This is a genomic window from Acinetobacter entericus (assembly GCF_026168575.1).
GTDB classification, from domain to species: Bacteria; Pseudomonadota; Gammaproteobacteria; order Pseudomonadales; family Moraxellaceae; genus Acinetobacter; species Acinetobacter bouvetii.
Window position 1 is genome coordinate 15,931 of sequence record NZ_JAPEQW010000029.1, and the last position, 22,953, is coordinate 38,883.

The 22,953-nt window shown below is 43.6% G+C and carries 24 protein-coding genes; 21 read left to right on the forward strand and 3 right to left on the reverse strand.

Going from position 1 to position 22,953, the window contains the following annotated elements; all coding sequences use genetic code 11:
* The first annotated feature begins 132 nt into the window (after positions 1–132).
* On the forward strand, positions 133–864 hold the full coding sequence (locus OKC24_RS16465; protein ID WP_228257647.1) for a 5'-nucleotidase, lipoprotein e(P4) family: 732 nt from the start codon (positions 133–135) through the stop codon (positions 862–864).
* Between the two features lie 68 nt (positions 865–932).
* Here OKC24_RS16465 and OKC24_RS16470 read toward each other — a convergent pair whose 3' ends face one another.
* Both OKC24_RS16470 and hpaA read right to left on the reverse strand, forming a co-directional pair.
* Entirely contained in the window at positions 933–2,117 is a 1,185-nt protein-coding gene (locus OKC24_RS16470) for a Bcr/CflA family multidrug efflux MFS transporter (protein ID WP_131277512.1), read from the reverse strand.
* Entirely contained in the window at positions 2,117–3,013 is an 897-nt protein-coding gene (hpaA, locus tag OKC24_RS16475; RefSeq protein ID WP_131277510.1) for a 4-hydroxyphenylacetate catabolism regulatory protein HpaA, read from the reverse strand. Before hpaA ends, OKC24_RS16470 begins: the two co-directional genes overlap by 1 nt.
* A 150-nt stretch (positions 3,014–3,163) precedes the next feature.
* Here hpaA and OKC24_RS16480 point away from each other — a divergent pair, with 150 nt between their 5' ends.
* From OKC24_RS16480 to OKC24_RS16530, 11 genes are all read left to right on the forward strand, one after another.
* On the forward strand, positions 3,164–3,823 hold the full coding sequence (locus OKC24_RS16480) for a fumarylacetoacetate hydrolase family protein (RefSeq protein WP_131277508.1): 660 nt from the start codon (positions 3,164–3,166) through the stop codon (positions 3,821–3,823).
* 3 nt (positions 3,824–3,826) lie between these two features.
* Entirely contained in the window at positions 3,827–4,588 is a 762-nt protein-coding gene (locus OKC24_RS16485; RefSeq protein WP_131277506.1) for a fumarylacetoacetate hydrolase family protein, read from the forward strand.
* A gap of 18 nt (positions 4,589–4,606) precedes the next feature.
* Positions 4,607–6,067, forward strand: coding sequence for a 5-carboxymethyl-2-hydroxymuconate semialdehyde dehydrogenase (gene hpaE / locus OKC24_RS16490; protein ID WP_131277504.1), 1,461 nt, complete (start codon positions 4,607–4,609; stop codon positions 6,065–6,067).
* 53 nt (positions 6,068–6,120) lie between these two features.
* A complete protein-coding gene (hpaD, locus tag OKC24_RS16495; RefSeq protein ID WP_120400977.1) occupies positions 6,121–6,969 on the forward strand; it encodes a 3,4-dihydroxyphenylacetate 2,3-dioxygenase in 849 nt (282 codons plus the stop codon).
* Positions 6,970–6,983: 14 nt separating this feature from the next.
* A complete protein-coding gene (locus OKC24_RS16500) occupies positions 6,984–7,373 on the forward strand; it encodes a 5-carboxymethyl-2-hydroxymuconate Delta-isomerase (protein ID WP_131277502.1) in 390 nt (129 codons plus the stop codon).
* 14 nt (positions 7,374–7,387) lie between these two features.
* Complete coding sequence (gene hpaH, locus OKC24_RS16505) at positions 7,388–8,191, forward strand: 2-oxo-hept-4-ene-1,7-dioate hydratase (RefSeq protein WP_131277500.1); 804 nt, start codon at positions 7,388–7,390, stop codon at positions 8,189–8,191.
* Positions 8,192–8,203: 12 nt separating this feature from the next.
* The gene (gene hpaI / locus OKC24_RS16510) at positions 8,204–9,007 is read left to right on the forward strand and encodes a 4-hydroxy-2-oxoheptanedioate aldolase (RefSeq protein WP_265466029.1); all 804 of its coding nucleotides are present in this window, start codon (positions 8,204–8,206) and stop codon (positions 9,005–9,007) included.
* An 11-nt stretch (positions 9,008–9,018) separates the two neighbouring features.
* Positions 9,019–10,467, forward strand: coding sequence for an NAD-dependent succinate-semialdehyde dehydrogenase (locus OKC24_RS16515; protein WP_131277496.1), 1,449 nt, complete (start codon positions 9,019–9,021; stop codon positions 10,465–10,467).
* 117 nt (positions 10,468–10,584) lie between these two features.
* Complete coding sequence (locus tag OKC24_RS16520; RefSeq protein ID WP_131277494.1) at positions 10,585–10,737, forward strand: hypothetical protein; 153 nt, start codon at positions 10,585–10,587, stop codon at positions 10,735–10,737.
* Positions 10,738–11,144: 407 nt separating this feature from the next.
* The gene (locus OKC24_RS16525; protein WP_165499145.1) at positions 11,145–11,321 is read left to right on the forward strand and encodes a hypothetical protein; all 177 of its coding nucleotides are present in this window, start codon (positions 11,145–11,147) and stop codon (positions 11,319–11,321) included.
* A gap of 141 nt (positions 11,322–11,462) precedes the next feature.
* Positions 11,463–12,857 carry an MFS transporter gene (locus OKC24_RS16530; protein ID WP_131277492.1) on the forward strand — a complete coding sequence of 465 codons (1,395 nt, stop codon included), beginning with the start codon at positions 11,463–11,465 and terminating at the stop codon, positions 12,855–12,857.
* Between the two features lie 95 nt (positions 12,858–12,952).
* Here the strand turns inward: OKC24_RS16530 and OKC24_RS16535 are convergent, their stop codons facing one another.
* Positions 12,953–14,149 carry an MFS transporter gene (locus OKC24_RS16535; RefSeq protein ID WP_265466030.1) on the reverse strand — a complete coding sequence of 399 codons (1,197 nt, stop codon included), beginning with the start codon at positions 14,147–14,149 and terminating at the stop codon, positions 12,953–12,955.
* Between the two features lie 93 nt (positions 14,150–14,242).
* On the opposite strand from OKC24_RS16535, the gene OKC24_RS16540 reads away from it, so the two are divergent.
* The 9 genes from OKC24_RS16540 (at position 14,243) to OKC24_RS16580 (ending at position 22,924) form a co-directional block, all read left to right on the forward strand.
* Positions 14,243–14,857, forward strand: coding sequence for a TetR/AcrR family transcriptional regulator (locus tag OKC24_RS16540; RefSeq protein ID WP_131277488.1), 615 nt, complete (start codon positions 14,243–14,245; stop codon positions 14,855–14,857).
* Positions 14,858–15,150: 293 nt separating this feature from the next.
* Positions 15,151–16,422: a p-hydroxyphenylacetate 3-hydroxylase oxygenase component gene (locus tag OKC24_RS16545; RefSeq protein ID WP_131277486.1), complete on the forward strand. Its 1,272-nt coding sequence runs from the start codon at positions 15,151–15,153 to the stop codon at positions 16,420–16,422.
* Between the two features lie 16 nt (positions 16,423–16,438).
* Complete coding sequence (locus OKC24_RS16550; protein ID WP_131277484.1) at positions 16,439–17,380, forward strand: p-hydroxyphenylacetate 3-hydroxylase reductase component; 942 nt, start codon at positions 16,439–16,441, stop codon at positions 17,378–17,380.
* Between the two features lie 153 nt (positions 17,381–17,533).
* Positions 17,534–19,276: an FAD-dependent oxidoreductase gene (locus OKC24_RS16555; RefSeq protein ID WP_131277482.1), complete on the forward strand. Its 1,743-nt coding sequence runs from the start codon at positions 17,534–17,536 to the stop codon at positions 19,274–19,276.
* Positions 19,277–19,291: 15 nt separating this feature from the next.
* The gene (locus OKC24_RS16560) at positions 19,292–19,993 is read left to right on the forward strand and encodes a hypothetical protein (RefSeq protein WP_131277480.1); all 702 of its coding nucleotides are present in this window, start codon (positions 19,292–19,294) and stop codon (positions 19,991–19,993) included.
* Positions 19,994–20,014: 21 nt separating this feature from the next.
* Positions 20,015–20,767, forward strand: a complete 753-nt coding sequence (locus tag OKC24_RS16565) for an SDR family NAD(P)-dependent oxidoreductase (protein ID WP_131277478.1) — start codon at positions 20,015–20,017, stop codon at positions 20,765–20,767.
* Between the two features lie 105 nt (positions 20,768–20,872).
* Positions 20,873–21,631, forward strand: coding sequence for an IclR family transcriptional regulator (locus OKC24_RS16570; RefSeq protein ID WP_131277476.1), 759 nt, complete (start codon positions 20,873–20,875; stop codon positions 21,629–21,631).
* Positions 21,624–22,394 carry a helix-turn-helix domain-containing protein gene (locus OKC24_RS16575; RefSeq protein ID WP_131277474.1) on the forward strand — a complete coding sequence of 257 codons (771 nt, stop codon included), beginning with the start codon at positions 21,624–21,626 and terminating at the stop codon, positions 22,392–22,394. Before OKC24_RS16570 ends, OKC24_RS16575 begins: the two co-directional genes overlap by 8 nt.
* A 371-nt stretch (positions 22,395–22,765) precedes the next feature.
* Positions 22,766–22,924, forward strand: a complete 159-nt coding sequence (locus OKC24_RS16580) for a hypothetical protein (RefSeq protein WP_265466031.1) — start codon at positions 22,766–22,768, stop codon at positions 22,922–22,924.
* Positions 22,925–22,953 lie beyond the last annotated feature (29 nt).

Consider the following 22,953-nt stretch of genomic DNA (forward strand, 5'->3'; position numbering starts at 1 on the left):
CATCATCAAAATGATTGAGTGATGAAACTGAATAACTAAATTGACAGATTCAATCGAATAGTTAAATGAATTTAGGCGAGCCATAGGAAAGCCAATCCAGTGTGCTGCTCAAAGGTGAATATGATAATGAACATGAAAAAAACCAGCTTGAATTTTGTGCTGGCTTCAACTGCAATTTTAGGCGCAGCACAGCTTCAGGCAAAAGAAGCGCCAAGCTGCGCTGCGGTACAGCAATATGGTATGAGCCTGAAATTTCAAAACCGCTCTGCAGAAGTGCAGGCACTGCAGCTGCAGGCTTTTAATGTAGCAACACATCGTTTAAAAGAAATTTTGCAAAATAATCCAGATGCTAAAAATTTAGCGATTGTCACAGATTTGGACGAAACCGTATTAGACAATACCGATGTTTTTGTAAATGACTTAAAGCGCTGTGAAGATTATACCAACTGGAAATCTTGGGATTCGTGGGAGCAGTCAGGCCAGCCGAAACTCATTTCTGGAAGTCTAGATTTTCTGAATTATGCCAATCAGCAAGGTGTGAAGATTTTTTATATTTCAGACCGTGCTGAAAAATACCGTGCATCGGCAATGCGGATGATGAAGCAGCTTAACCTGCCGCAAGTGCAAAGTGATCAAATTTTGCTGTACGGCACATCAAAAGAACAGCGCCGTCAGATTGCCGCCAAAGACTATGAAATTGTGCTGCTGCTTGGGGATACTTTGCATGACTTTTCCGATGCGTTTAGTAATCATCAGACCCCTATAGAGCGCGCCGAAGCTGTAGCAAAAAATAAAGAACAATTCGGTGAGCGTTTTATTGTGCTGCCCAATGTCAGTTATGGCGCTTGGTCTAAAACTCAGTAATATTGAACGAATAAAAAAGAGCGGATAACCGCTCTTTTTACTTTTAATGATTCTTTTAGATAGAATCATTAATTTTCATGCATGCCTTTGGTCAGCAGCAGGCTGATTAAGCACAGGCTGGCGCTGATGCCAATCACCGCATTCATAGATGCAGCGCCATAGCTGGAAAATAATAGGCTGACCAAATAACTCATGATTGCGCCCATGCCAAACTGCATCGAGACAGAAAGTCCAGACGCTGTACCTGCCTGCTGCGGCAGAATTCTGAGTAAATTTGCCATCGAGTTTGCGCCGATAGAGCCGGTTACACCGACAAAACACGCCAGCCCAATGATCAGCCAAACAGGTGAGGTTAAATCTAAATAGCCAATGGCGGCTAAATACAGGCCAGAAATGCAGGATATGCAGGCCATAATCTTCAGCAGTTTTAGAGAAGAAATATATTTTAAAGCGCGGGTGTTGATGCTGGTAAAGACTAAAACTGAAAACAAATTAAAGGCAAACAGATAGCCATATTGGGTTGGGCTAAAGCCATAATGCTGAATAAAGACAAAAGATGAAGCGGTAATGTAGGCAAACATGCCGCCAAAAGAAAAACTGTTGCTGAGCATTAAGCCCCAAGCATGGCGGTGGCTCAATACGGTTTTGTAGTTGCTGAGGATACCTGCCGGTATATGCGTGTTGGGCGGCGCATGAATGGCAATTTTGCTCCAAATCAAGCATAGCAGCGCATAGATAAACAAGAAGATGAATATGCTGTTCCAGCTGAAATGCTCCGCGATCATCGCGCCTAATACTGGGGCAGCCAGCGTTGCCATAATGGTGATGATATGCATCAGCGACAGAATTTTAGGAATTTCATCATTGCTGAATAAGTCACGCACCAAGGCGCGAGAAAGTACGGAAGCGCTGGCGCCGCCAATGGCTTGCAATAGACGGAACAGCTGCAGTTGTTCAATTTGACTGGAAAATACACAGCCCAGTGTCGCTAAAATATAAATCACCATGCCAATCAGCAGCAGCTTTTTGCGTCCAAACCCGTCAGATAACGGCCCGTAGACCAGCATGCCGGCGCTGAAGCCGATTAAAAACAAAGTAATGGTTTTCTGTACTTCACTGACTTGCGTCTGCAAATCCTGTGCAATTAAAGGCAAACTCGGCAAATACATGTCGATGGACAAAGGCCCAAAAGCCACCAAAGCGCTGAGTAAAACAATGATGGATTTAGGAACTGCATTCTTTATTTTAGACATTACATTCTGACCGTATTCATATGCGTACTGCGGTAGTCAGATGGTCGGACGCCTGCATGGCGGGTAAAAAAGCGGCTGAAATAAGCAGGGTCTTTAAAGCCCAGCTGATAGCACACGGTGTTGATGGTTGAATCAGAAAAAATCAGCAGGCGTTTGGCTTCCTGCATTTGACGGTCAAAAATCAGTTTTTTGGATGAAATATCCGCGACGCGGCGGCAGATGTCATTTAAGCGTGTTTCAGTCACATTCAGTGCTTGGGCATATTCGCTCAATGGCCAATGCTCCAAAAAGTGATTTTCAATCAGTTCATTAAAAGAGCGGAAGGTCGATAAATCTCCGCTGCAGCTATTAATACGCGGCGCTGTAACATCGCCAAGACGGATCAATTGAATAAAGATTAACGACACAAGGCTCCTTAAAGCCGTCTGACGATTGGGCTTATTCGATTGAAACTCTCTTTGCAGATCATCAAAATAGCGTTCCAGCTGCATCAGGTCATCGGTGTTTTTATTCTTTAAACCGTCTAGAGATATGCACAGCGGGACAATATTTTGCACTTTTAAATCGACCTGCAGCAGCGGCCAAACCAGATTTTGCTGTACGGTGAGTACATGGCCTTCACACATGGGGTCGGTAATAAAGGCATGCGCCACAGACGGCGGTGTCAAAAAGCACACTGGCGCTTTGCAGACATATTTCACATCATCCAAAAAGATGCGGATTGAGCCTTTAGTAAAAAAGTGAATTTGGAAAAAACCGTCATGGCGGTGCGCGGGCATATTGACGCCAAAGAAGTCTGCCAGTTTGCCTTGCGCGTCATAATGGATTTCCGAATTCATATAACGCTGATCGTAGACTTCGCCTAACTTGATGTTTGGAATCTGCATGTGATTCATACCTTCTAGTCCATGAAAAGTATAATTTTTTAACTTTACCTGTAAAAAGTGCTTGAAAAAAGTTAATATGTTAATTATAAAGTTAATATATTAACTAATTTGCAAAATGTCTAGTCAATAATTGATCAGATCATAGATAGAGAGTCTCAAATGAGTGAGTTAAATAAGATCAGCATGGATGGAAATATTTTTGGTATCGCATTGAATTACAAGTGCTTATACGAAAAACTTCAAGCTCAGTTTAATGAAAAGCCTTATGTAAATGAGCCAAAGAAGCCAGTTTTGTTTATCAAAACACCCAATACCCGCAATCAGTCTGGCAATCCTGTTGTTAAGCAAAAAGATGACATTTTACAAGCAGGACCTGCATTGGGCATTGTTATTGGCAAAAGTACCAGCCGTGTTTCGGAAAATGATGCTTTAGCACATGTGGCGGGTTTCGTTACGGTTAATGAACTGAGTCTTCCAGAAGACAGCTACTACCGTCCAGCGATTAAAGCCAAATGCCAAGATGGTTTCTGTGTACTGGGTACACCAGTCGCTGCAGATGCAGTTACAGATCTGAATAATTTGACGCTGCGTGTCTATGTCAATGGTGAGTTAAAGCAAGAAGGCACAACAGCCAATTGGATTCGTACTCCTGCACAAATTATTGAAGAAATTTCAGAATACATGCCTTTGAATGAAGGCGACATTATCCTGACAGGTACGCCAGATGGCCGCGTAGATGTGCAAGCAGGTGATGAAGTCCGTGTTGAAATTGATCAGCTTGGCTCAGTGACAAATACAATTCAGGAAGAAGGAAACTAATTAATGAAAACTGCACGCATCCGCCACAATGGTGAAATTTTCAATGTTGAAGTGAATGATCAGCTTCAAGTGACTCTTCCGAATGGCCAAATACTCAATGAGCAAGATGTAGAATGGCTGCCGCCAGCACAGGGCACAATGTTCGCTTTGGGCTTGAATTATGCAGACCATGCGCGTGAACTGGCTTTTGAACCGCCAAAAGAACCGCTGATCTTTATTAAAGCCTCAAATACCTATACAGGTCATAACGCAAACACATGGCGTCCAGACAATGTCGACTACATGCACTATGAGTGCGAGCTGGTTGCAGTGATTGGTAAAACAGCGAAAAACGTGAAACGTGAAGATGCGCTGGATTATGTTGCAGGCTATACGCTGTGCAACGACTATGCGATCCGCGATTTCTTAGAAAACTACTACCGCCCAAACTTACGCGTAAAGAACCGTCATTCAACCACGCCAGTTGGCCCGTACATCATCGATAAATCTTTGGTGCCATCGCCAAATAATTTGGTGCTGAAAACTTGGGTAAATGGTGAACTGCGCCAAGAAGGGACAACTGCAGACATGATTTTTGATGTGCCATTCCTTGTGGAATATATCTCATCATTTATGACTTTACAGCCAGGCGACATGATCGCAACGGGTACACCAGAAGGTTTATCTGACGTAGTACCGGGCGATGAAGTTGTGGTGGAAATTGAAGGTGTAGGCAAACTGCGCAACTTCATTATTTCAGAATCAGAATTTTTTAAAACAGTATAAAGTTAAAGGATTAACAGCATGATTAAGCATTGGATTGACGGCAAAGAAGTCGAAAGCAAAGAAACATTTACCAACTACAACCCAGCTACCAACCAAGCGATCGGTGAAGTGGCAAGCGGCGGTCAGGAAGAAATTGATTTAGCTGTTGCAGCAGCCAAACGCACAGCGCCAGGCTGGGCAAAAACACCAGCCAAAGAGCGTGCGCGTTTAATGCGTAACTTGGGCGACTTGATTGACCAAAACGTAGCAAAAATTGCGGAATTGGAAACTTTAGACACAGGTTTACCCATCCACCAAACCAAAAATGTTTTGATTCCACGTGCTTCGCATAACTTCAACTTCTTTGCAGAAGTTTGCACACGTATGAACGGCCATACCTATCCAGTAGATGACCAAATGCTGAACTACACATTGCACCAGCCAGTGGGCGTGTGTGGTCTGGTTTCGCCTTGGAACGTACCGTTCATGACAGCAACTTGGAAGACTGCACCATGTTTAGCGCTGGGTAATACTGCTGTACTCAAAATGTCTGAGCTTTCGCCATTAACAGCAAATGAGCTGGGCCGTTTAGCACTAGAAGCGGGTATTCCTGAAGGCGTATTTAACGTCGTTCAAGGTTATGGCGCAAACGCGGGTGATGCACTGGTAAAACACCCTGATGTACGTGCAATTTCATTCACAGGCGGTACAGCGACTGGCCGTAAGATCATGGCTGGCGCGGGCTTAAAAAAATACTCAATGGAGTTAGGTGGAAAGTCTCCAGTAGTAATCTTTGAAGATGCAGATCTAGAGCGCGCACTTGATGCAGCACTGTTCACCATCTTCTCTTTAAATGGCGAACGTTGTACTGCGGGCAGCCGTATCTTCATCCAAGAATCTGTATATGACGAGTTCGTAAAAGAATTTGCGCGCCGTGCGAAAAACATTTTAGTCGGCGATCCGCAAGATCCGAAAACGCAAGTCGGTTCAATGATTACCAAAGCGCATTACGACAAAGTAACGGGCTATATCAAAATTGGTATGGAAGAAGGCGCGAACTTGGTTGCAGGCGGTTTAGAGCGTCCAGCAGGTTTGGCCGAGCATTTGAAAAATGGTCACTTCATTCAGCCAACAGTATTTGCTGACGTAGACAACCGTATGCGTATTGCGCAAGAAGAAATCTTTGGCCCAGTGGTATGTTTAATTAAGTTTAAAGATGAAGCTGAAGCGCTTCGTTTGGCAAATGACACTGAATACGGTCTAGCGTCTTACATCTGGACACAAGATATTGGTAAAGCGCATCGTTTAGCTGCGGGTATCGAAGCAGGCATGGTGTTCATTAACAGTCAAAATGTGCGTGACCTGCGTCAGCCATTTGGCGGTATTAAAGGATCAGGTACAGGCCGTGAAGGCGGTGAATATAGCTTTGAAGTATTCACTGAGCTGAAAAACGTTTGTATCTCTATGGGTTCACACCATATTCCAAAGTGGGGCGTGTAAACGCTCCCTTCGGGAAATAAATAAAGAATTTTAAAATTTCAGGAAGAAAGAATATGGGCAAGCTCGCTTTAGCCGCAAAAATTACACACGTTCCTTCAATGTATTTGTCTGAACTTCCAGGCCCTCAAAATGGCTGCCGTCAAGCAGCGATTGATGGTCACATCGAAATTGGCCGCCGCTGCCGTGAACTGGGTGTGGATACCATTGTAGTTTTTGACAGCCATTGGCTAGTCAACAGCGCATTTCATATTAATTGCGGCGCACATTTTGAAGGTGTGTATACCAGTAATGAACTGCCGCACTTCATCAAAAATATGGAATTTGATTACGACGGCAACCCTGAATTCGGTCAATTGATGCAAGAAGAAATTGCGAAAACAGGTATTCGTGTTCAAGCGCATAACATCGAAAGTTTGCATCTAGAATATGGCACATTGGTTCCAATGCGTTATATGAATCAAGACAAAAAGTTCAAAGTAGTTTCTGTATCTGCATTCCTAACCTCGCATGAACTGCAAGACAGCCGTAAATTTGGTGAAGGCTTATTAAACGCGATTGAAAAATACGACGGTACGGTTGCGGTATTTGCCAGCGGTTCATTGTCACATCGCTTTATTTGGGATCGTGAAGCACATCGCGGCATGGACTCTTATACACGTGAGTGGGATCGCCAAGTGGATAAGCACGTAGTCGGCATGTGGGAACGTGCAGAGTGGAAAGAATTCACAGACATGCTGCCTGAATATGCAGAATATTGCTATGGCGAAGGGGGTATGCACGACACCGCAATGCTATTGGGTCTATTGGGTTGGGATAGCTACAGCAAGCCAGTTGAAATCGTGACGCCAGCTTTCCCAAGCTCAGGTACTGGTCAAATTAACGCGATTTTCCCAGTGGAATAACAGGAGTCCAGATCATGCCTCATTTTATAGCTGAATACAGCGCCAATATTAAGGATGACATCGACTTCCAAGAATTCTTTGGACAGGTGAATACATTTTTAGGCAATACCGGTGTTTTCCCATTAGGCGGCATCCGCAGCCGTGCCATCCGCATGGATGACTATGTGATTGCCGATGCCAAGCATGATTATGCCTTTATTCATATGACCTTAAAGGTTGGGGCGGGGCGTGATTTGGAAACACGTCAGCACGTAGCAGAAGAACTCTTCGCACTGATTGATGCATACTTTAAGCCATTAAAAGACAAGCGCCTGCTGGCGGTGTCTTTTGAAATGACAGAACTTGATCCGGTATTGAACTTTAAATCAAACAATATCCATCAATTCTTAAATGCACAGAAATAAGAACGGATTCTCATATGCTAGATCAAGACAAAATTAAATCGCTGGCGCTGCAGCTAGATGAAGCTGAAAAAACCAATACGCAAATGCGTCAGTTTTCTTTGCAATACCCAGAAATGACTATTGAAGATGCCTATGCCATTCAGAAAGAATGGGTAGCGCATAAAATTGCAGAAGGCCGTAAATTAATCGGACATAAAATCGGTTTAACGTCTCGCGCAATGCAAGTCTCTTCAAATATTACTGAACCAGACTATGGTGCGCTGTTGGATGATATGCAGTTTGAAGAGGGTTCAGACATTCCATTTGAGCGCTTTATTGTGCCGCGTGTTGAAGTTGAGCTGGCATTTATTTTAGGCAAAGACTTAACAGGCCCGAACTGCACGATTTTCGATGTGCTCGATGCAACGGATTATGTTATCCCAGCCATAGAAATTATCGACGCACGTCTGCATAACACCGATCCTGAAACGGGCATTACCCGCAAAGTTTTTGACACAATTTCTGACAACGCAGCCAATGCAGGCATCGTTTTAGGCGGCCGTCCTATTAAGCCACATGAGCTGGATTTGCGCCGTATTTCTGCCATTTTGTACCGCAACGGTGTGATTGAAGAATCAGGCGTATCGGCGGCAGTACTCAACAACCCTGTAAAAGGTGTTGCATGGCTGGCCAATAAACTGCATCCGCATGGTGTAACGCTTAAAGCGGGGCAGATTATTCTTGGCGGTTCATTCACGCGTCCAGTGGCAGCGCGCCCAGGCGATACCTTCCATGTTGATTATGATCAGCTGGGTTCAATCGCGTTCCGTTTTGTTTAAGGAGAAAGGGCAATGTTAGATACAACCAACTACTTTAAGCAAAAACTGAAAACCCAACAGCAAATTGGTATGTGGTTAGGCATGGCAGATGGCTATGCGGCAGAAATCGCAGCCAATGCCAATTTTGACTGGCTGCTGATTGATGGTGAGCACGCACCAAACGATTTGCGCACAATTTTGCATCAATTGCAGTCAATTGCAGCTTATAAAAGCCAAGCGGTTGTCCGTCCTGTCACGGGTGATGTAGGATTGATTAAGCAGCTGCTGGATATTGGCGCGCAAACGCTGCTGATTCCAATGGTTGAGTCTGCAGAACAAGCAAAGTTGATGGTTAGCGCAACCCGCTATCCGCCAGAAGGTATTCGCGGTGTGGGTTCTGCATTGGCACGCGCATCACGCTGGAACAATTTAACAACTTATTTGAACGATGCTGATGAACAAATCTGTGTCATTGTGCAGATCGAGTCGAAAAAAGGCTTGGAAAATTTAGATGCAATTTTGCAGGTTGACGGTGTGGACGGCGTATTTATCGGTCCTGCAGATTTGTCAGCAGCGCTAGGCCACCGCGGTAATCCATGTCATCCGGACGTGCAGGAAATTATTATTTCCAGCATCAATAAAATCCGTGCCGCAGGTAAAGCCGCAGGTATTTTGTCTGCCGATGAAAAGCTGGCAAAACAATACTTAGCGCTAGGAACTGAATTTGTTGCTGTAGGCGTAGACACCAGTTTGCTCATGAAATCCATGAATCAGCTGCTGGCAAAATTTAAAGAAGGCGCGGCGCCTGTAGAAAATGCAGCACCGAGCGTCTATTAAGGAGAATATAGATGCAGCTTAAAAATACTGAACTGCTTAAACAGCAAGTTTATATTAATGGCGAATGGCTGGATGCAGATGATGGTAAAAGTTTGCCAGTCACTAACCCTGCAACAGATGAAATTGTCGGCCGTGTGCCAAGTGTATCTGCTGCACAGGTTGAGCAAGCTGTACAAGCTGCTGAAGCTGCGTTGGAGGGCTGGAAACAAAAAACAGCGAAAGAACGCTCAGCATTGTTACGAACTTGGTTCAATCTGATTGTGGAAAACCAAGAAGATTTGGCTGTTATTTTAAGTACAGAACAAGGCAAGCCGATTACCGAAAGCCGCGGTGAAATTTTATATGGCGCAAGCTTTATTGAATGGTTTGCAGAAGAAGCAAAACGTACTTATGGTGATGTGATTCCACATGACAAACAAGGCCGCCGTTTGGTTGTGATTAAACAGCCTGTCGGTGTAGTTGCAGCCATTACGCCGTGGAATTTTCCAAATGCTATGATTACCCGTAAAGTTGGCCCTGCATTGGCAGCTGGCTGTACGGTGATTATTAAACCTGCATCTGAAACACCGCTGTCTGCATTGGCATTGGTGGCTTTAGCAGAACAGGCGGGCATTCCTAAAGGTGTGGTGAATGTGGTAACAGGCAGTTCACGTGAAATTGGCAGTGTTCTGACAACGCATCCAGTAGTGAAAAAAGTTTCTTTCACAGGTTCAACGGGTGTAGGCAAATTGTTGATGGAACAATGTTCTTCAACCATGAAAAAAGTCAGCATGGAGCTGGGCGGCAACGCGCCATTTATCGTGTTTGAAGATGCAGATTTAGACAAAGCTGTACAAGGTGCAATTGCATCTAAATTCCGTAACTCTGGTCAAACCTGTGTCTGCACCAACCGCATTTTGGCGCATGAAAGCATACATGATGCCTTCCTCGAAAAGCTGGTTGCAGAAGTGAATAAGCTAAAAGTTGCGCCAGCTTTTGAGCAAGGTGCAGAACAAGGCCCACTGATTAATGAAAAATCGGTAGAGAAAATTGAAGAGCATATTGCAGATGCTGTAGGCAAAGGCGCGACCATTGTAGCGGGCGGCAAGCGTCATGCACTCGGTCATACTTTCTTTGAACCAACGGTATTGTCAGGGGTAACTCAAGACATGCTGGTGGCTAAAGATGAAACCTTTGCGCCGCTTGCGCCAGTCTTTAAATTCAGTACAGATGCTGAAGCGATTCAGATGGCCAATGACACAGAATTTGGTTTGGCATCGTACATCTATACCGAAAGCCTCAGCCGCGCTTGGAAAGTAGGTGAAGCGCTGGAATACGGCATGGTTGGCATTAACGAAGGTCTAATTTCGACTGAAGTTGCGCCGTTTGGCGGTATTAAAGAATCAGGCTCAGGCCGTGAAGGTTCAAAATACGGTATTGAAGACTACATGGAAATTAAATATATGTGTATGGGCATCTAAGCCTGAACTGCATTTTATATTGATATTCAAAATAAGGATCTTCGGGTCCTTATTTTTTTCCAAATTTTCAATTGTTTTTAGTTTTTTGTCATCAATGCATTTTAAGGATAGAACTGCATGATTAAACGTATGGGGTTATTTCAGCGCCGTCAGGATCTAACGCAAACACAATTCGGCGCCTACTGGGGCAAAAAGCACAGTCCATTGATGATGCGGATGCCGAAGTTTCTGCATTATACGCAAAATCACCGTCTAGATTTAGCGCAGTGATGTCACACTAATGATCAACCGCCCGCAGTTGCCGGCCTTGCCGCATGTGCGGCAGTAGTTTTTCAGCATTTGGTCTGAGCAGTATGCATGTGTATTGGCAGATTTCCAAGCAGATCGTTGGCAGCAGTTTTATCAGATGTATTTTCAACAGATACAGCGGGTTGCATTGATGCTGGTGCATCCGTTGAAATTGCGCTAATTTACTATAAATTTCACTTGATATATGTGTTATTTTAAACACAAATTTATCCTTTAAGCTGTCAGCAACTCGATGATTTAAAATGAGATAAATACAGATCATGGAAAGTGCAATTTAAACTGAATTTAGTACCTTTATTGCACATCGAAGATCATTTAAAAAATAGACATGGATAAGGTTATCCAAGGAAAAAAGCAGGGATTTGATTATGGAAAATCGCATTACAGATTTTGATGCAATGCAAATGGTCCGCATGCATGAAGCATTAACCCCAGAGCTGCTGCGGCACTATTATCCTGAGGCGCCATTTCCAGCTATTCATCCGCTGGTCAGCCTATATGCAGCAGTTAAACGCTGGGTCAGCTCACAGCTTAAAATGCGCTAAGTAGCTGTTTGTTTTAAAGGAAAGTGATTTTCTTATCCCGCGCAGAATCCGAATTAAAACAGTGATGAGCCAGCAGATTCATTTTTGCTGGATGGATTTTCTCATCCTGATCTTTTATCAGCCTTTCGAGAGGGACATCTCATGTCTACAGCACATGCTGTTCAAGATAGCAATAAAATGTCTGCCAATGACCGTAAGGTTGCCTTTGCAACAATTATCGGAACAACGGTTGAATGGTATGACTTCTTTATTTACGCTGCTGCTGCAGGTCTTGTATTTAAAACATTATTTTTCTCACCAGCAGGTTCGTCCTTGGGCACCATGCTGGCATTTGCGACCGTTGGTTTAAGTTTTCTTTTCCGTCCCTTGGGCGCATTCCTTGCAGGTTATTTTGGCGATATTTATGGCCGCCGTGCAGTGTTGGTTGCAACATTAGTGGTCATGGGGCTTTCTACGGCTTTGATTGGACTTTTGCCTACCTACGAAACAATTGGTCTTTGGGCGCCAATATTGCTATTGGTGCTTCGTATTTTGCAAGGATTGTCTGCTGGAGGTGAATGGGGCGGTGCAGTACTCATGGCGGTTGAACATGCACCTACACATAAACGTGGCCGATTTGGTTCCTTCCCGCAAATTGGTGTGCCTTTAGGATTATTGCTGGCTTCTGGTATGTTTGCTTTGATGAGCGGTGTGATTGCCCCAGGTGAAGCCTTTATGGAATGGGGTTGGCGTATTCCTTTTCTATTCAGTATTGTGCTGTTGTTTTTGGGTCATTGGCTGCGTAAGTCTGTAGAAGAAAGTCCAGTATTTGAAGAAATTAAAGAGCGTAAGTCTGCATCTAAGACACCCATCAAAGATTTATTCAGAAACCATGCTGCCTTGGTGGTTGTTGCTGCTTTGGTCTTTGCTGGTAATAGCGCAATTGGCTATATGACGACGGGCGGTTTTATTCAAAACTACACTACAAACCCAGAAGGTCCTTTGGCTTTACCGCGGACCCCAATTCTGATTAGTGTTACGATCTCTGCGGCTATTTGGCTTATTTTTACATGGTTCTCAGGCGGGTTATCAGACAAAATTGGCCGCCGTCAGACGTATATTTATGGCTTTATTGTGCAGCTTTTGGGCGTTATTGCCCTGTTCCCGCTGGTGAATATTGGTGAAATTTGGTCTGTTTCATTGGGACTATGTTTCTTGGCAGTTGGTATTGGCATGACTTATGGCGCTCAATCTGCTTTTTATTCTGAGCTGTTTCCTGCGTCGATCCGTTTTTCTGGCGTTTCCATTTCTTATGCGCTGGGCGCGATTTTGGGCGGTGCATTTTCACCATTAATTGCATCATGGCTGGTGAGTACAACTGGCTCGACTGATTCTGTTGGCTTCTACTTAGCTGGAATGACAATGGTGGGTTTAATTGCGACCATTTTACTGAAAGACCGTTCAGGTATTCCTTTAGGGCCTGATCATGAAGATTTGCAAAATGAATCTGCATTTACCTTCAGCAAAGAAAAAGCCAAGCGTGTATATAGTGATTAAGCGCGAATGTGTTGCCATGAAAAAGCTGGGTTTATCCCAGCTTTTTTACAAGTCCATTTTTTGCAGAGAATCAATGAACTTGAGTGACGAAAACATTAGATCTTGGCTGCGCTGAGCGGACTGTGTTTAATCGATTGTAAATGAGACAAAATCCATATTGCCACGACGAAAATCAGCAGTGAAAAGACTGCCAAAGACAGCATGATGCCAAAATGGTCAATCAGTACACTTGAAAGCAGTACTGGCCAAATGGTGCCTTGATAACCCAGCAGCAGGAATGTTGAGAAAATCGCAGGCGGTTCTTTTTGTGTCATTAAACCTACTAAGTAATAAGTAGGACTTAAACACAGGCCATGACCAATCCCAACGGCTAAAATACTGCTGATGAGCCAGATATTTAAATGCGTATATTGCGCCAGCATTAAAGACATACAGCCAAATAAGGTTAGGCAGAGTCCAATAATCATACTGGTGGCTTCTTTTAAGCTTTTACAAATGAGCTGAGTAAATGTCGAAATAAACAAAATGATAGAGATGGAAAAGCCAGTAAGAGTTGCAGATTGAGCAACAGGTAAAGCTTTAATAAAGGTACCCGCAAGGGCCGCATAGAGGCTGAACATGCCAAAACAGCAAACCGCGGTCATAGCGCAGGGAAAGAAAATCTTTTTATGCAGCGGCGATGCAGGAATATTCCAAATGGCTGCTTGCTTTGACGCAGTCAGCGGAATAGGACGGTATTTGATGAGCGGGCAAGCACAGAGTGCGATGGTAGAGATGGCCGCGATAATCCAATAGGGCGTACTTAGCGGAGACTGACTATGATCTGCCAAAATCCCGCCGACTAAAGGGCCAAGTCCAAAACCAAATACCGTAATTATTGAAGAAATCTTGCCAGCATTTTCTTTGCGTTTAAATGGATACTTTTGCGCAAGACCAATAATCGTTGCTGTAGAGAGTAAGCCCGAAGAAATCCCAATAAAAAAACGAGCTGCACATAAATGCACAATGCTATTGGCCAATGCAGAATAAGCTAACGATAAAATACTGATGACTAAGCCAGCCATGACGGTTTTTTTATAACCATATTTGGCACTTAACCCATTTAAAAACAGTAAGCTGAACACAACGCCTACCATGTAGGCAATAAAGGCATAGCCAATTTCTGTGGTGCTGATGTGCCAGTTTTCCATATAAATGGAATAAAGCGGGCTTGCCAGTGCAGTACTGAGTACCCCCAAACAAAGGCATAAACACAGTATGATGTATTCGAAATATGTGGCTGAAGGCTGCATAGATTTTATGTTAAAATTGACCTGTGGGTCGATTTTATTGTAAAACTGACCTAGAGGTCAATTTAATTTTTTTGAATCAGGACGATTTATTGCATGAAAAAGCGCAGCCCTTCAGTTGAAAAAACAGCTGAAACCCGCAAAAAAATTATTGTTGCTGCTTTAAATGAATTTAATCATTTAGGTTATGCCAACAGTAAAATAGCCTCGATTGCCGTTGCGGCAGGGCTTGGAAAGGGCACGATTTATTCTTATTTTGAAACCAAGGAAAAGCTGTTTGAAGGGGTCATTGATTATTTAATTGAAGATACCTATCACCCGATTCAAAGTGATGAACTCAGCCCTGATGTCTCCGTGGCAGATTTTATTTTGCAGCAGATGATGCCTGCAATCGACAATATAGAGTCGGCAGGACGCGCCAACATTGCCCGTTTAATTTTGAGTGAAGGTAAAAATTTCGAACACATTCGTGAATTGTATTCGCAAAAAATTTATCAGCCAGGGCAGGTTGAACTGCAAAAATTGATTCGGATTGCGATAGAACGCAAAGAGTTGCCGCCAGAAAGCAATCCTGAAGTATTGACCCTTTTAATTCTAGCGCCTATTTGGATGGGGATTGTGCATAACGGTATCTTGTCGCCAAATCATGCACAGTGCATGCAATCGCTGTTTGAAATTAACATTCGCAATATTTTTAAGCCTGCGTATTAACTCAATTGGATCGCGAGTTACCTACTAACTTTTAGGTAGGTTACCCAAGCCTATATCAGCCCCTATTCATTAGGGGCCTTTTTTTGTGCGACTAAAGTTTAAAATTATCCTATTGGAAAATATTTATCATATGTGTAATTTTAAAAGTGCAATTTTAAGTCGGAAAAATACATTAAAGTTTACTGAATATTCTTGAATAATGAGGTCAACCCAGCAGTATTGCCTGCTATATAAGGATTTACAGCGCTCGGTACTTTCAGAATTGAAAGTGCGAGGTAAAAGGAACGGAAGATATGGAAAATACCATCGATTTTAATGCAGACACTGCTTCTTTAGGTCTGGATGATCAAGCACTGGATCATTTTAAAATGAGCTATGTTGAGGCAAAAGCGCCGGTTGCTGCTGAACGCAGTATGCTGGAAAAAATTAAACAGATCCTTCCTCAAATTGCGGCCAATGCCGAGCATGCAGAACAGCTGCGTAAAGTCCCAGACGAAAATATTGCGCTGTTGAAAGAAATTGGTTTTCACCGTGCCTTTCAGCCAAAGGCATATGGCGGTTTGGAAATGAGCCTGCCTGACTTTGCCAACTGTATCGTGACTTTGGCAGGCGCGTGTGCCGGCACCGCTTGGGCTTTCAGTTTGCTGTGCACGCACAGTCATCAAATTGCGCTATTCCCTAAACAGCTGCAAGACGAAATCTGGCTGAACAATCCAGATGCGACAGCCAGCAGTTCGATTGCGCCCTTTGGTAAAGTGGAAGAAGTTGAAGGCGGCATTAAATTAAATGGCGATTATGGCTGGAGCAGCGGCTGTGACCATGCAGAATATGCGATTGTGGGCTTTAACCGTTTTGATGCAGAAGGCAACAAAATTTACTGCTTCGGTGTCATTCCGCGTAAAGATTATGTGATTCATGACAACTGGTTTGCAGGCGCCATCAAGAGCAGCGGTTCTAAGCAGCTGCAGATTCGTGACTTATTTATTCCAGAATATCAAATCCAAAAAGCCAAAGACATGATGGAAGGCAAGTCTGCTGGTTTTGGTCTTTACCCAGACAGCAAAATTTTCTACTCCCCATACCGTCCATATTTTGCCAGCGGTTTCTCTGCAGTAAGTTTAGGTGTTGCAGAACGTATGCTGGAAGCATTTAAAGAAAAGCAGAAAACACGTATCCGTGCTTATACGGGCGCCAACCTTGGTGCATCGACTCCAGCGCTCATGCGTTTGGCAGAATCTACACATCAGGTGGCTGCAGCACGCGCATTCTTGGAAAAAACTTGGGAAGATCACCGTATGCATGGTGAAAACAAGATTTATCCTGCAAAAGAAACGTTAGCATTTTGGCGTACCAATCAAGCTTATGCCGTGAAAATGTGTATAGAAGCGGTAGACCGCTTATTTGCAGCAGCGGGCGCGACCAGCTGGCTGGATGGTCAGGAAATGCAGCGTTTATTCCGTGATTCACATATGACAGGAGCACATGCGTACACCGATTATGATGTTTGCGCACAGATTTTAGGACGTGAATTGATGGGTCTAGAACCAGATCCAACCATGGTTTAAGGCAAGGAGAGCCCAGATGAATTCAATGAATATTCAGCCAGAAATTGGCTTTGATGCAAAAGCTTTCCGCCGCGCTTTAGGGAATTTTGCCACAGGCGTGACCATTATGACGGCGCAAAATGCGCAAGGCGAAAAAGTAGGCGTGACGGCAAATAGCTTTAACTCCGTGTCTTTAGATCCGCCTTTGATTTTGTGGAGCATTGATAAGCGTTCTTCAAGTTTTGCAGTCTTTGAACAAGCAACGCATTTTGCAGTGAATATTTTGTCTGCAGATCAAATTGAATTATCCAATAAATTTGCCCGCTCTAAAGATGACAAATATGCCAATGTAGATTTTGAATTGGGCGCGGGCAATGCACCGCTGCTCAAAGAATGCTCGGCAGTATTTGAGTGTGAACGCTTTAATATTATTGAAGGCGGCGACCACTGGATTATTTTAGGCCATGTGGTGAATTTCCAAGACAATGGCCGTTCGCCGCTGCTGTATCATCAAGGTGCATATTCTTCAGTTCTGCCGCATCCGAGCTTAAATGCCAAAGCTGCAACGCCTGCGGAAATTTTCCCAGGGCGCTTATACGACAATATGTATTACTTGCTGACTCAGGCGGTACGTGCTTATACCAATGATTATCAGCCAAAACAGCTGGCATCAGGTTTTCGGACCAGTGAAGCGCGTTTGCTTTTGGTTTTGGAAAGTAAAACAGCGACTTCTAAAGATGATTTGCAGCGCGAAGTAGCGATGCCGATCCGTGAAATTGAACAGGCCACTGAAATTTTGGTGCGTAAGGGATTGATGACGGATACGGGCCATTCTTATGAATTGACAGCGCAAGGCGTTCAAAGTGCGCAAATGCTCTATCAGATTGCAGAGAGCCATCAGCAGGATGTATTTGGCGCGTATTCTGATCAAGATAAAGCATTGTTCAAAAAAATGCTGAAAGATCTGATTGGTATTTAATATTTGATTTTTACACTAAAACTGCTTCGGCAGTTTTTTTATACGGTTTATATATAAGTAAAACACTTGCTAATAGGATAATTAATATTTAATATCTTAATTATATGGCAAGTGATGCTGAATAAGGAACAATTAAGGTTCTCGGGAGTGAACATGGAAAAGAATTTTGATTTTGATGTCGTGGTGGTCGGTTCTGGCGCATCAGGCATGTCGACAGCGATTACGGCAAAATTATTAGGCTTAAATGTCGCAGTCATAGAAAAGTCGAAAAACTACGGCGGTACAACAGCGCGCTCTGGCGGTTGGTTATGGGTGCCATGCACGCAGCTGGGTAAAAATTACGGTCATGATGACTCACCAGCAGCAGTTAAAGCTTATTTGAAACATGAAGGCGGTGCGGCGTATAACGAAGCGCGTGTCGATTCATTTGTAAATCACTGTTATGACGCGGTAGATTTTTTCACTAAAAATACAGTGGTGCAGTTTGATATGCCGCTGACATTCCCTGACTATCATGCAGAAGCACCGGGCACAATGCAGGGCGGTCGGTCTATGGTGACGCGTCCATTTGATGCACGTGAGTTGGGTGACCGCTTAGCGCTGTTAGAGCCACCGCTGCCAGAATTAACTGTATTTGGCATGATGATTGGTTCAGGTGCAGATTTACGCCACTTTATGAAAGCGACGCGTTCTTTAGAGTCCGCTATTTACACCTTTAAGCGTTTTTCGACGCACTTTGCAGAATGCATGAAATATGGCCGCGGCATGCTGCTGACGAACGGTAATGCCTTGGCGGGGCGTTTGGCAAAAACTGCATTGGATCTAAATATTCCAGTATTGGTCGACACAGCTGCCAAAGAATTGATTTTAAAAGATGGTAAAGTGGCTGGTGTAATCGCACAATCTGCGGGTCAGGAAATCGTCCTCAATGCATCGAAAGCTGTGGTTTTGGCCGCAGGTGGTTTCCCGCATAATGTAGAACTGCGTCAACGTTTATATGGACATACACCGACTGGTTTAGAACATTGGTCACCAACCACGGAAACCAATACAGGCGACAGTATTGCCATGGCTGAAAAGCTGAATGTGGCTGTCGATACCTGTTTGCCGAATGCCGCAGCGTGGGCGCCGGTATCTTTGGTAAAACGTAAGGATGGCACAACGGGCGTCATGCCGCACTTTATTGACCGTGCCAAGCCGGGCGTGATTGCAGTCAATAAAAAGGGTAAGCGCTTTGTCAATGAAGCCAACTCTTATCACGATTTTGTACAGGGCATGATTAATGGCGCCAACATTGATGGTCAAATTACATCATGGCTGATTTGTGACCGTAAAACCCTGCGTATGTATGGCTTAGGTTCTGTACCGCCGCAGCCGCTGCCAATCGGCAAGCATTTAAAATCTGGTTATCTGAAAAAAGGCAATAGCATTGCAGAGCTGGCAAAAAATTGCGGCATTGATGTGAAAGGCCTTGAGGAAACCATTCAGAAGTTCAACCCACTGGCAAAAATTGGACAAGACCCAGATTTTGGCAAAGGCTCTAAAGCCTATAACCGCTACCAAGGTGACCCGTTGCACATGCCAAACCCATGCTTAAAACCTATTGAGCAAGGTCCATTCTATGCGGTTCAGCTGCATCCGGGTGATATTGGTACATATGCAGGATTGCCAGTAGACCGTCACAGCCGCGTGCTGGATCAGTCGGGCAAGGCAGTTGCTGGTCTATATTCTGTGGGTAATGATGCGACCAGTATTATGGGCGGCAACTATCCAGGTGCGGGTATTACCCTGGGTCCTGCATTAGTGTTTGGCTATCAAACAGGCCTATTTATTGCCAAAGGTCAGGACAATAATCCAGCGGTAGAGACTGCAAAGCGCAGCGCTGAGGCAGTCTAAATAGGAGGGTGCAGTATGCAAATAATGATTCAATTGCAGGCTCATCCTCGTCAAGTTCAGCAGTTTCGGCATTGGTGTTTGCATGAGTGGGGGCCAAGCCTTGCTCAAGCAGCATCGCTGCAAAAAGTCATTGTGAACTTGGCATTGACAGAGATTCAGCTGTTGCCCTATGGCCAGTCTGAATCCCTGCAAGGTGACGCACTGGATGTTGTGGTTCAACTTTGGCCGCATCTGCAATGTAATACAGTTGATCTGTTGCAGTCCTTGCAGCAAGTGCTTCAAGAAAAAGTTGCAAAGATGCATATCTATCAAATTATCGATACCGAAGTGCTAAATCGGCAAGTTCTTGAATCTGCTACGGCACAAGTGCCGGGTATCAAAATTATGCGCGGCTTATTTTTATATGAGGATTTGCCAGATACAGCAGCGAAGCGTATGTGGGCGCATCACTCAAATTTAGCTGCCAAAGTGCATATTGGCTTGTCTAGGTATGCACAGCATTGGGTCGATCAGGTCATTACCGAGCATTCCCCAAAAATTCGCGGTTTATCAGATCTGCATTTCCCCGATTTGGACAGTATTCAGAACCGTTATTTTGACAGTGAGCGTGGCCGTGAAGAAATTTCTCATGATATTGGGCATTTTATTCAAGACGGCACAGTGCGTTTTTTTGGTGAAGAATACATTTTAAAAAATGAAATCAGCATGCATGGCTGAATATATACAAGGATGATGAACATGTTTGATTTATTGCAAAAGAAAATTGTGGTAACAGGCGCAGCGCAGGGTAATGGTGAAGCGATTGCTAAGAAGCTAGCACAGCTTGGTGCAACAGTCATTTTGGCAGATATGAACTATGAAAAACTGCAAAATGTAAAAAATGAGATTGAGACAGCAGGCGGGAGAGCATATGCTTTTGCTCTGAACGTGGCAGAGCAGCAGTGCTGTCAAGATTTTGCCAAAGCAGTGTATGACACGATTGGCGATATTGATGTATTGGTAAATAATGCCGGAATTTTACGCCGCAGCAACTTTGAGTCTGCAACGTCTATTCAAGATTTAAGCGATACCATCGATGTGAATGTAAAGGGCAGTTATTATCTGATTAATGCTTTATTTGAGTCGCTGAAAAAGACTCAAGGCAATATTGTTAATGTTGCTTCAATTCAGTCTTTTGTAGCAGCCACAGGCGCAACTGCATATGCCATTTCTAAAGGTGCAGTGGCACAAATGACCCGTACACTGGCAGCAGAATTGGCCAAATACCATATCCGTGTCAATGCGATTGCTCCGGGTGTGATTGAAACACCAATGACTGAGGCGACACGTGAAAATCCAGCGGCATTGGAAGGATATTTACGCCATGTGCCAATGAACCGTATGGGCCAACCAGCTGAACTTGCTGGGCCAGTGGCATTTTTATGCTCGGACGCGGCCAGCTATGTGACGGGTTGCATCTTGCCTGTAGATGGCGGTTATTTAACTGTATAGGTTCGCAGGCTATAAAGGCTATTCCTTTTCCTGCTTGATCTGTTTAGTATGAGCTTAAACTTTAAGTTGTTTAAATTTTAAGAATTATTGTATAGAGGAGCAGGGATGGCTGGCCAGCAGCGAGGGATTCAGACAGTTGAATTATCAGGTGAAATATTAAACTTGATATGCAGGTCAAAAAAATCACTTTCTTTGAGTGAAATTGCTGAAACTTTGGGGCTTGCACCTGGTTCTGCTTATAAATATCTCATTAGCTTACAGCGTACAGGCCTGCTCAAGCGCAATGAAAGCACACTCGAATTTGAAGCGGGTGCGCTTAGCTTGCGTTTGGGCATTGCTAAAATCAGCCAAAATGAAGTTGTCGCACAGTCACGTCATTTACTGACTCAAATAGCTGAAAAACACGAAGTGAATGTCTTTACCTCACTGTGGTCAGATTTAAATGGCCCGACGGTGGTGTTTTATAAGGAGTTTGCTGGCTTCTTTAACTTGGGTTTCCGTTTAGGCAATAAAATGGCGCTGAGCACCGCGACGGGCCGTCTCTTTGCAGCTTATAAATCTGTACATGCAGAAGAAAACTTGTTACTTCAAAAAGCCTTTTTGCCAGAGCAGGAACAGTTTTTAGATCCTGTATTTCAGCGGGATTTAGCTGACATTCGAGCTTTGGGCTATTCCGCATTGATTGATACGCCTACACCCGGTATTAGCAGTTATGCAGTGCCTGTTTTTAACAGCGCAGGACAAATCAGTTTTGCCATCACCGCCTTTGCCAAAACACAGTATTTAAGCCCAGAAAAAATTCAGCAAATCTTGGTTGAATTAAAAGTTGCTGCCCGTGATTTGCAGGAGAGCAGCTATGCATGATTTAAATGAAAATGCAGGCATTCAAAGTATTGACTATACGGCACAGGTTTTAGAGTTATTTTGCAAAAATCAGTCACGTTTAAGCTTAAAAGAAATTGCCCAGCAGCTGAATGAAAGCCCCGCGAAAATCTTCCGATATTTGGTTAGCCTGACGCGGATTGGCTTATTGCATAAGACTGAAAATAATGAATATGAAGTCGGCAGTTTGGCTTTAGATTTATCCTTTCGCGCCTTAAACGCTTTAGATCCAGTAGAAGAGGCCTGTAAAACCGCTAAGGCGATTAATTATAAAACAGGCTTTGGGACAGCGGTGAGTATTTGGGGCTCATTGGGGCCAACCGTGATTAAAACTTTTGACCCATCCCGCAGTGTTTACTCTCAGATCCGTGTGGGTTCTGTAATGACATTGGTGAATAGTTCTATTGGCAACACTTTTGCTAAATACATTCCAGAACATTTGCTTAAACAAGCTTTAGAGCTGGACAGCATGCGCAGCTCAGGACAGAAGCTCAGTCAAAAGGAAAAACAGGATTTTTTACAGCGTATAAAAACGCAGCGTGAAGAACCGCTGACAGTGATGATTGACCGTCCAAGCCGTGGACTAAGCTCAATTAGTATCCCTGTATTTAGTATTTCTGAGGAAGTGCAGTTTGTCATTACCATTTTCCATGTCAGTCATTTACTGCTGGAACAGCAAGATCAGATTCAAGACTATCTTTCTGCCAAAATCTTAGAGTTATCCAAGAGCATTGGTGCAAACTAACGTTATTTATAGAGTCTAGTTAAAACAGTTTGCATTGGGTGCGCCGTATATGGCAGCGCCCAGCTTCTGTGTGCTTATTATTTCAAGCTGCATCACTTTTTGCTGAGGCATTTAGCTAGCTCAGCTTTATTGCAAATATTTATCTTTCATGCTGTGGCAAAGTTTTGTTATTACGCTTTCAGTTTGTCTGCAAACCGATCTACCTCATATCTGCTGATACTGCTTTTTATTTATAAAACTCATAAGAAAAATTTATTGTTCTAGCTATTGATTAATATTAGTTAATATATTAACTTTTACTCATTGGCAAATGATTTGCTAATTGGATAATATTTTTGTTTAGCTGAGAAGCTAGAGATGAGGGGTTTGGTATGGATAACCAACTAACGTCGAACATTACACTTTCCAATGCGAGTGAGCTAGAAAAGCAGCAATTGCTGACGAAGCTGTTTTGGAAAATTTTACCTATTTTGTTTATTGCCTATTTCTTTTCGTTTTTAGACCGAGTGAATATTAGATCTCTTTCATAAATCAAAAAACGATCTTCTTTTTGGTTAAT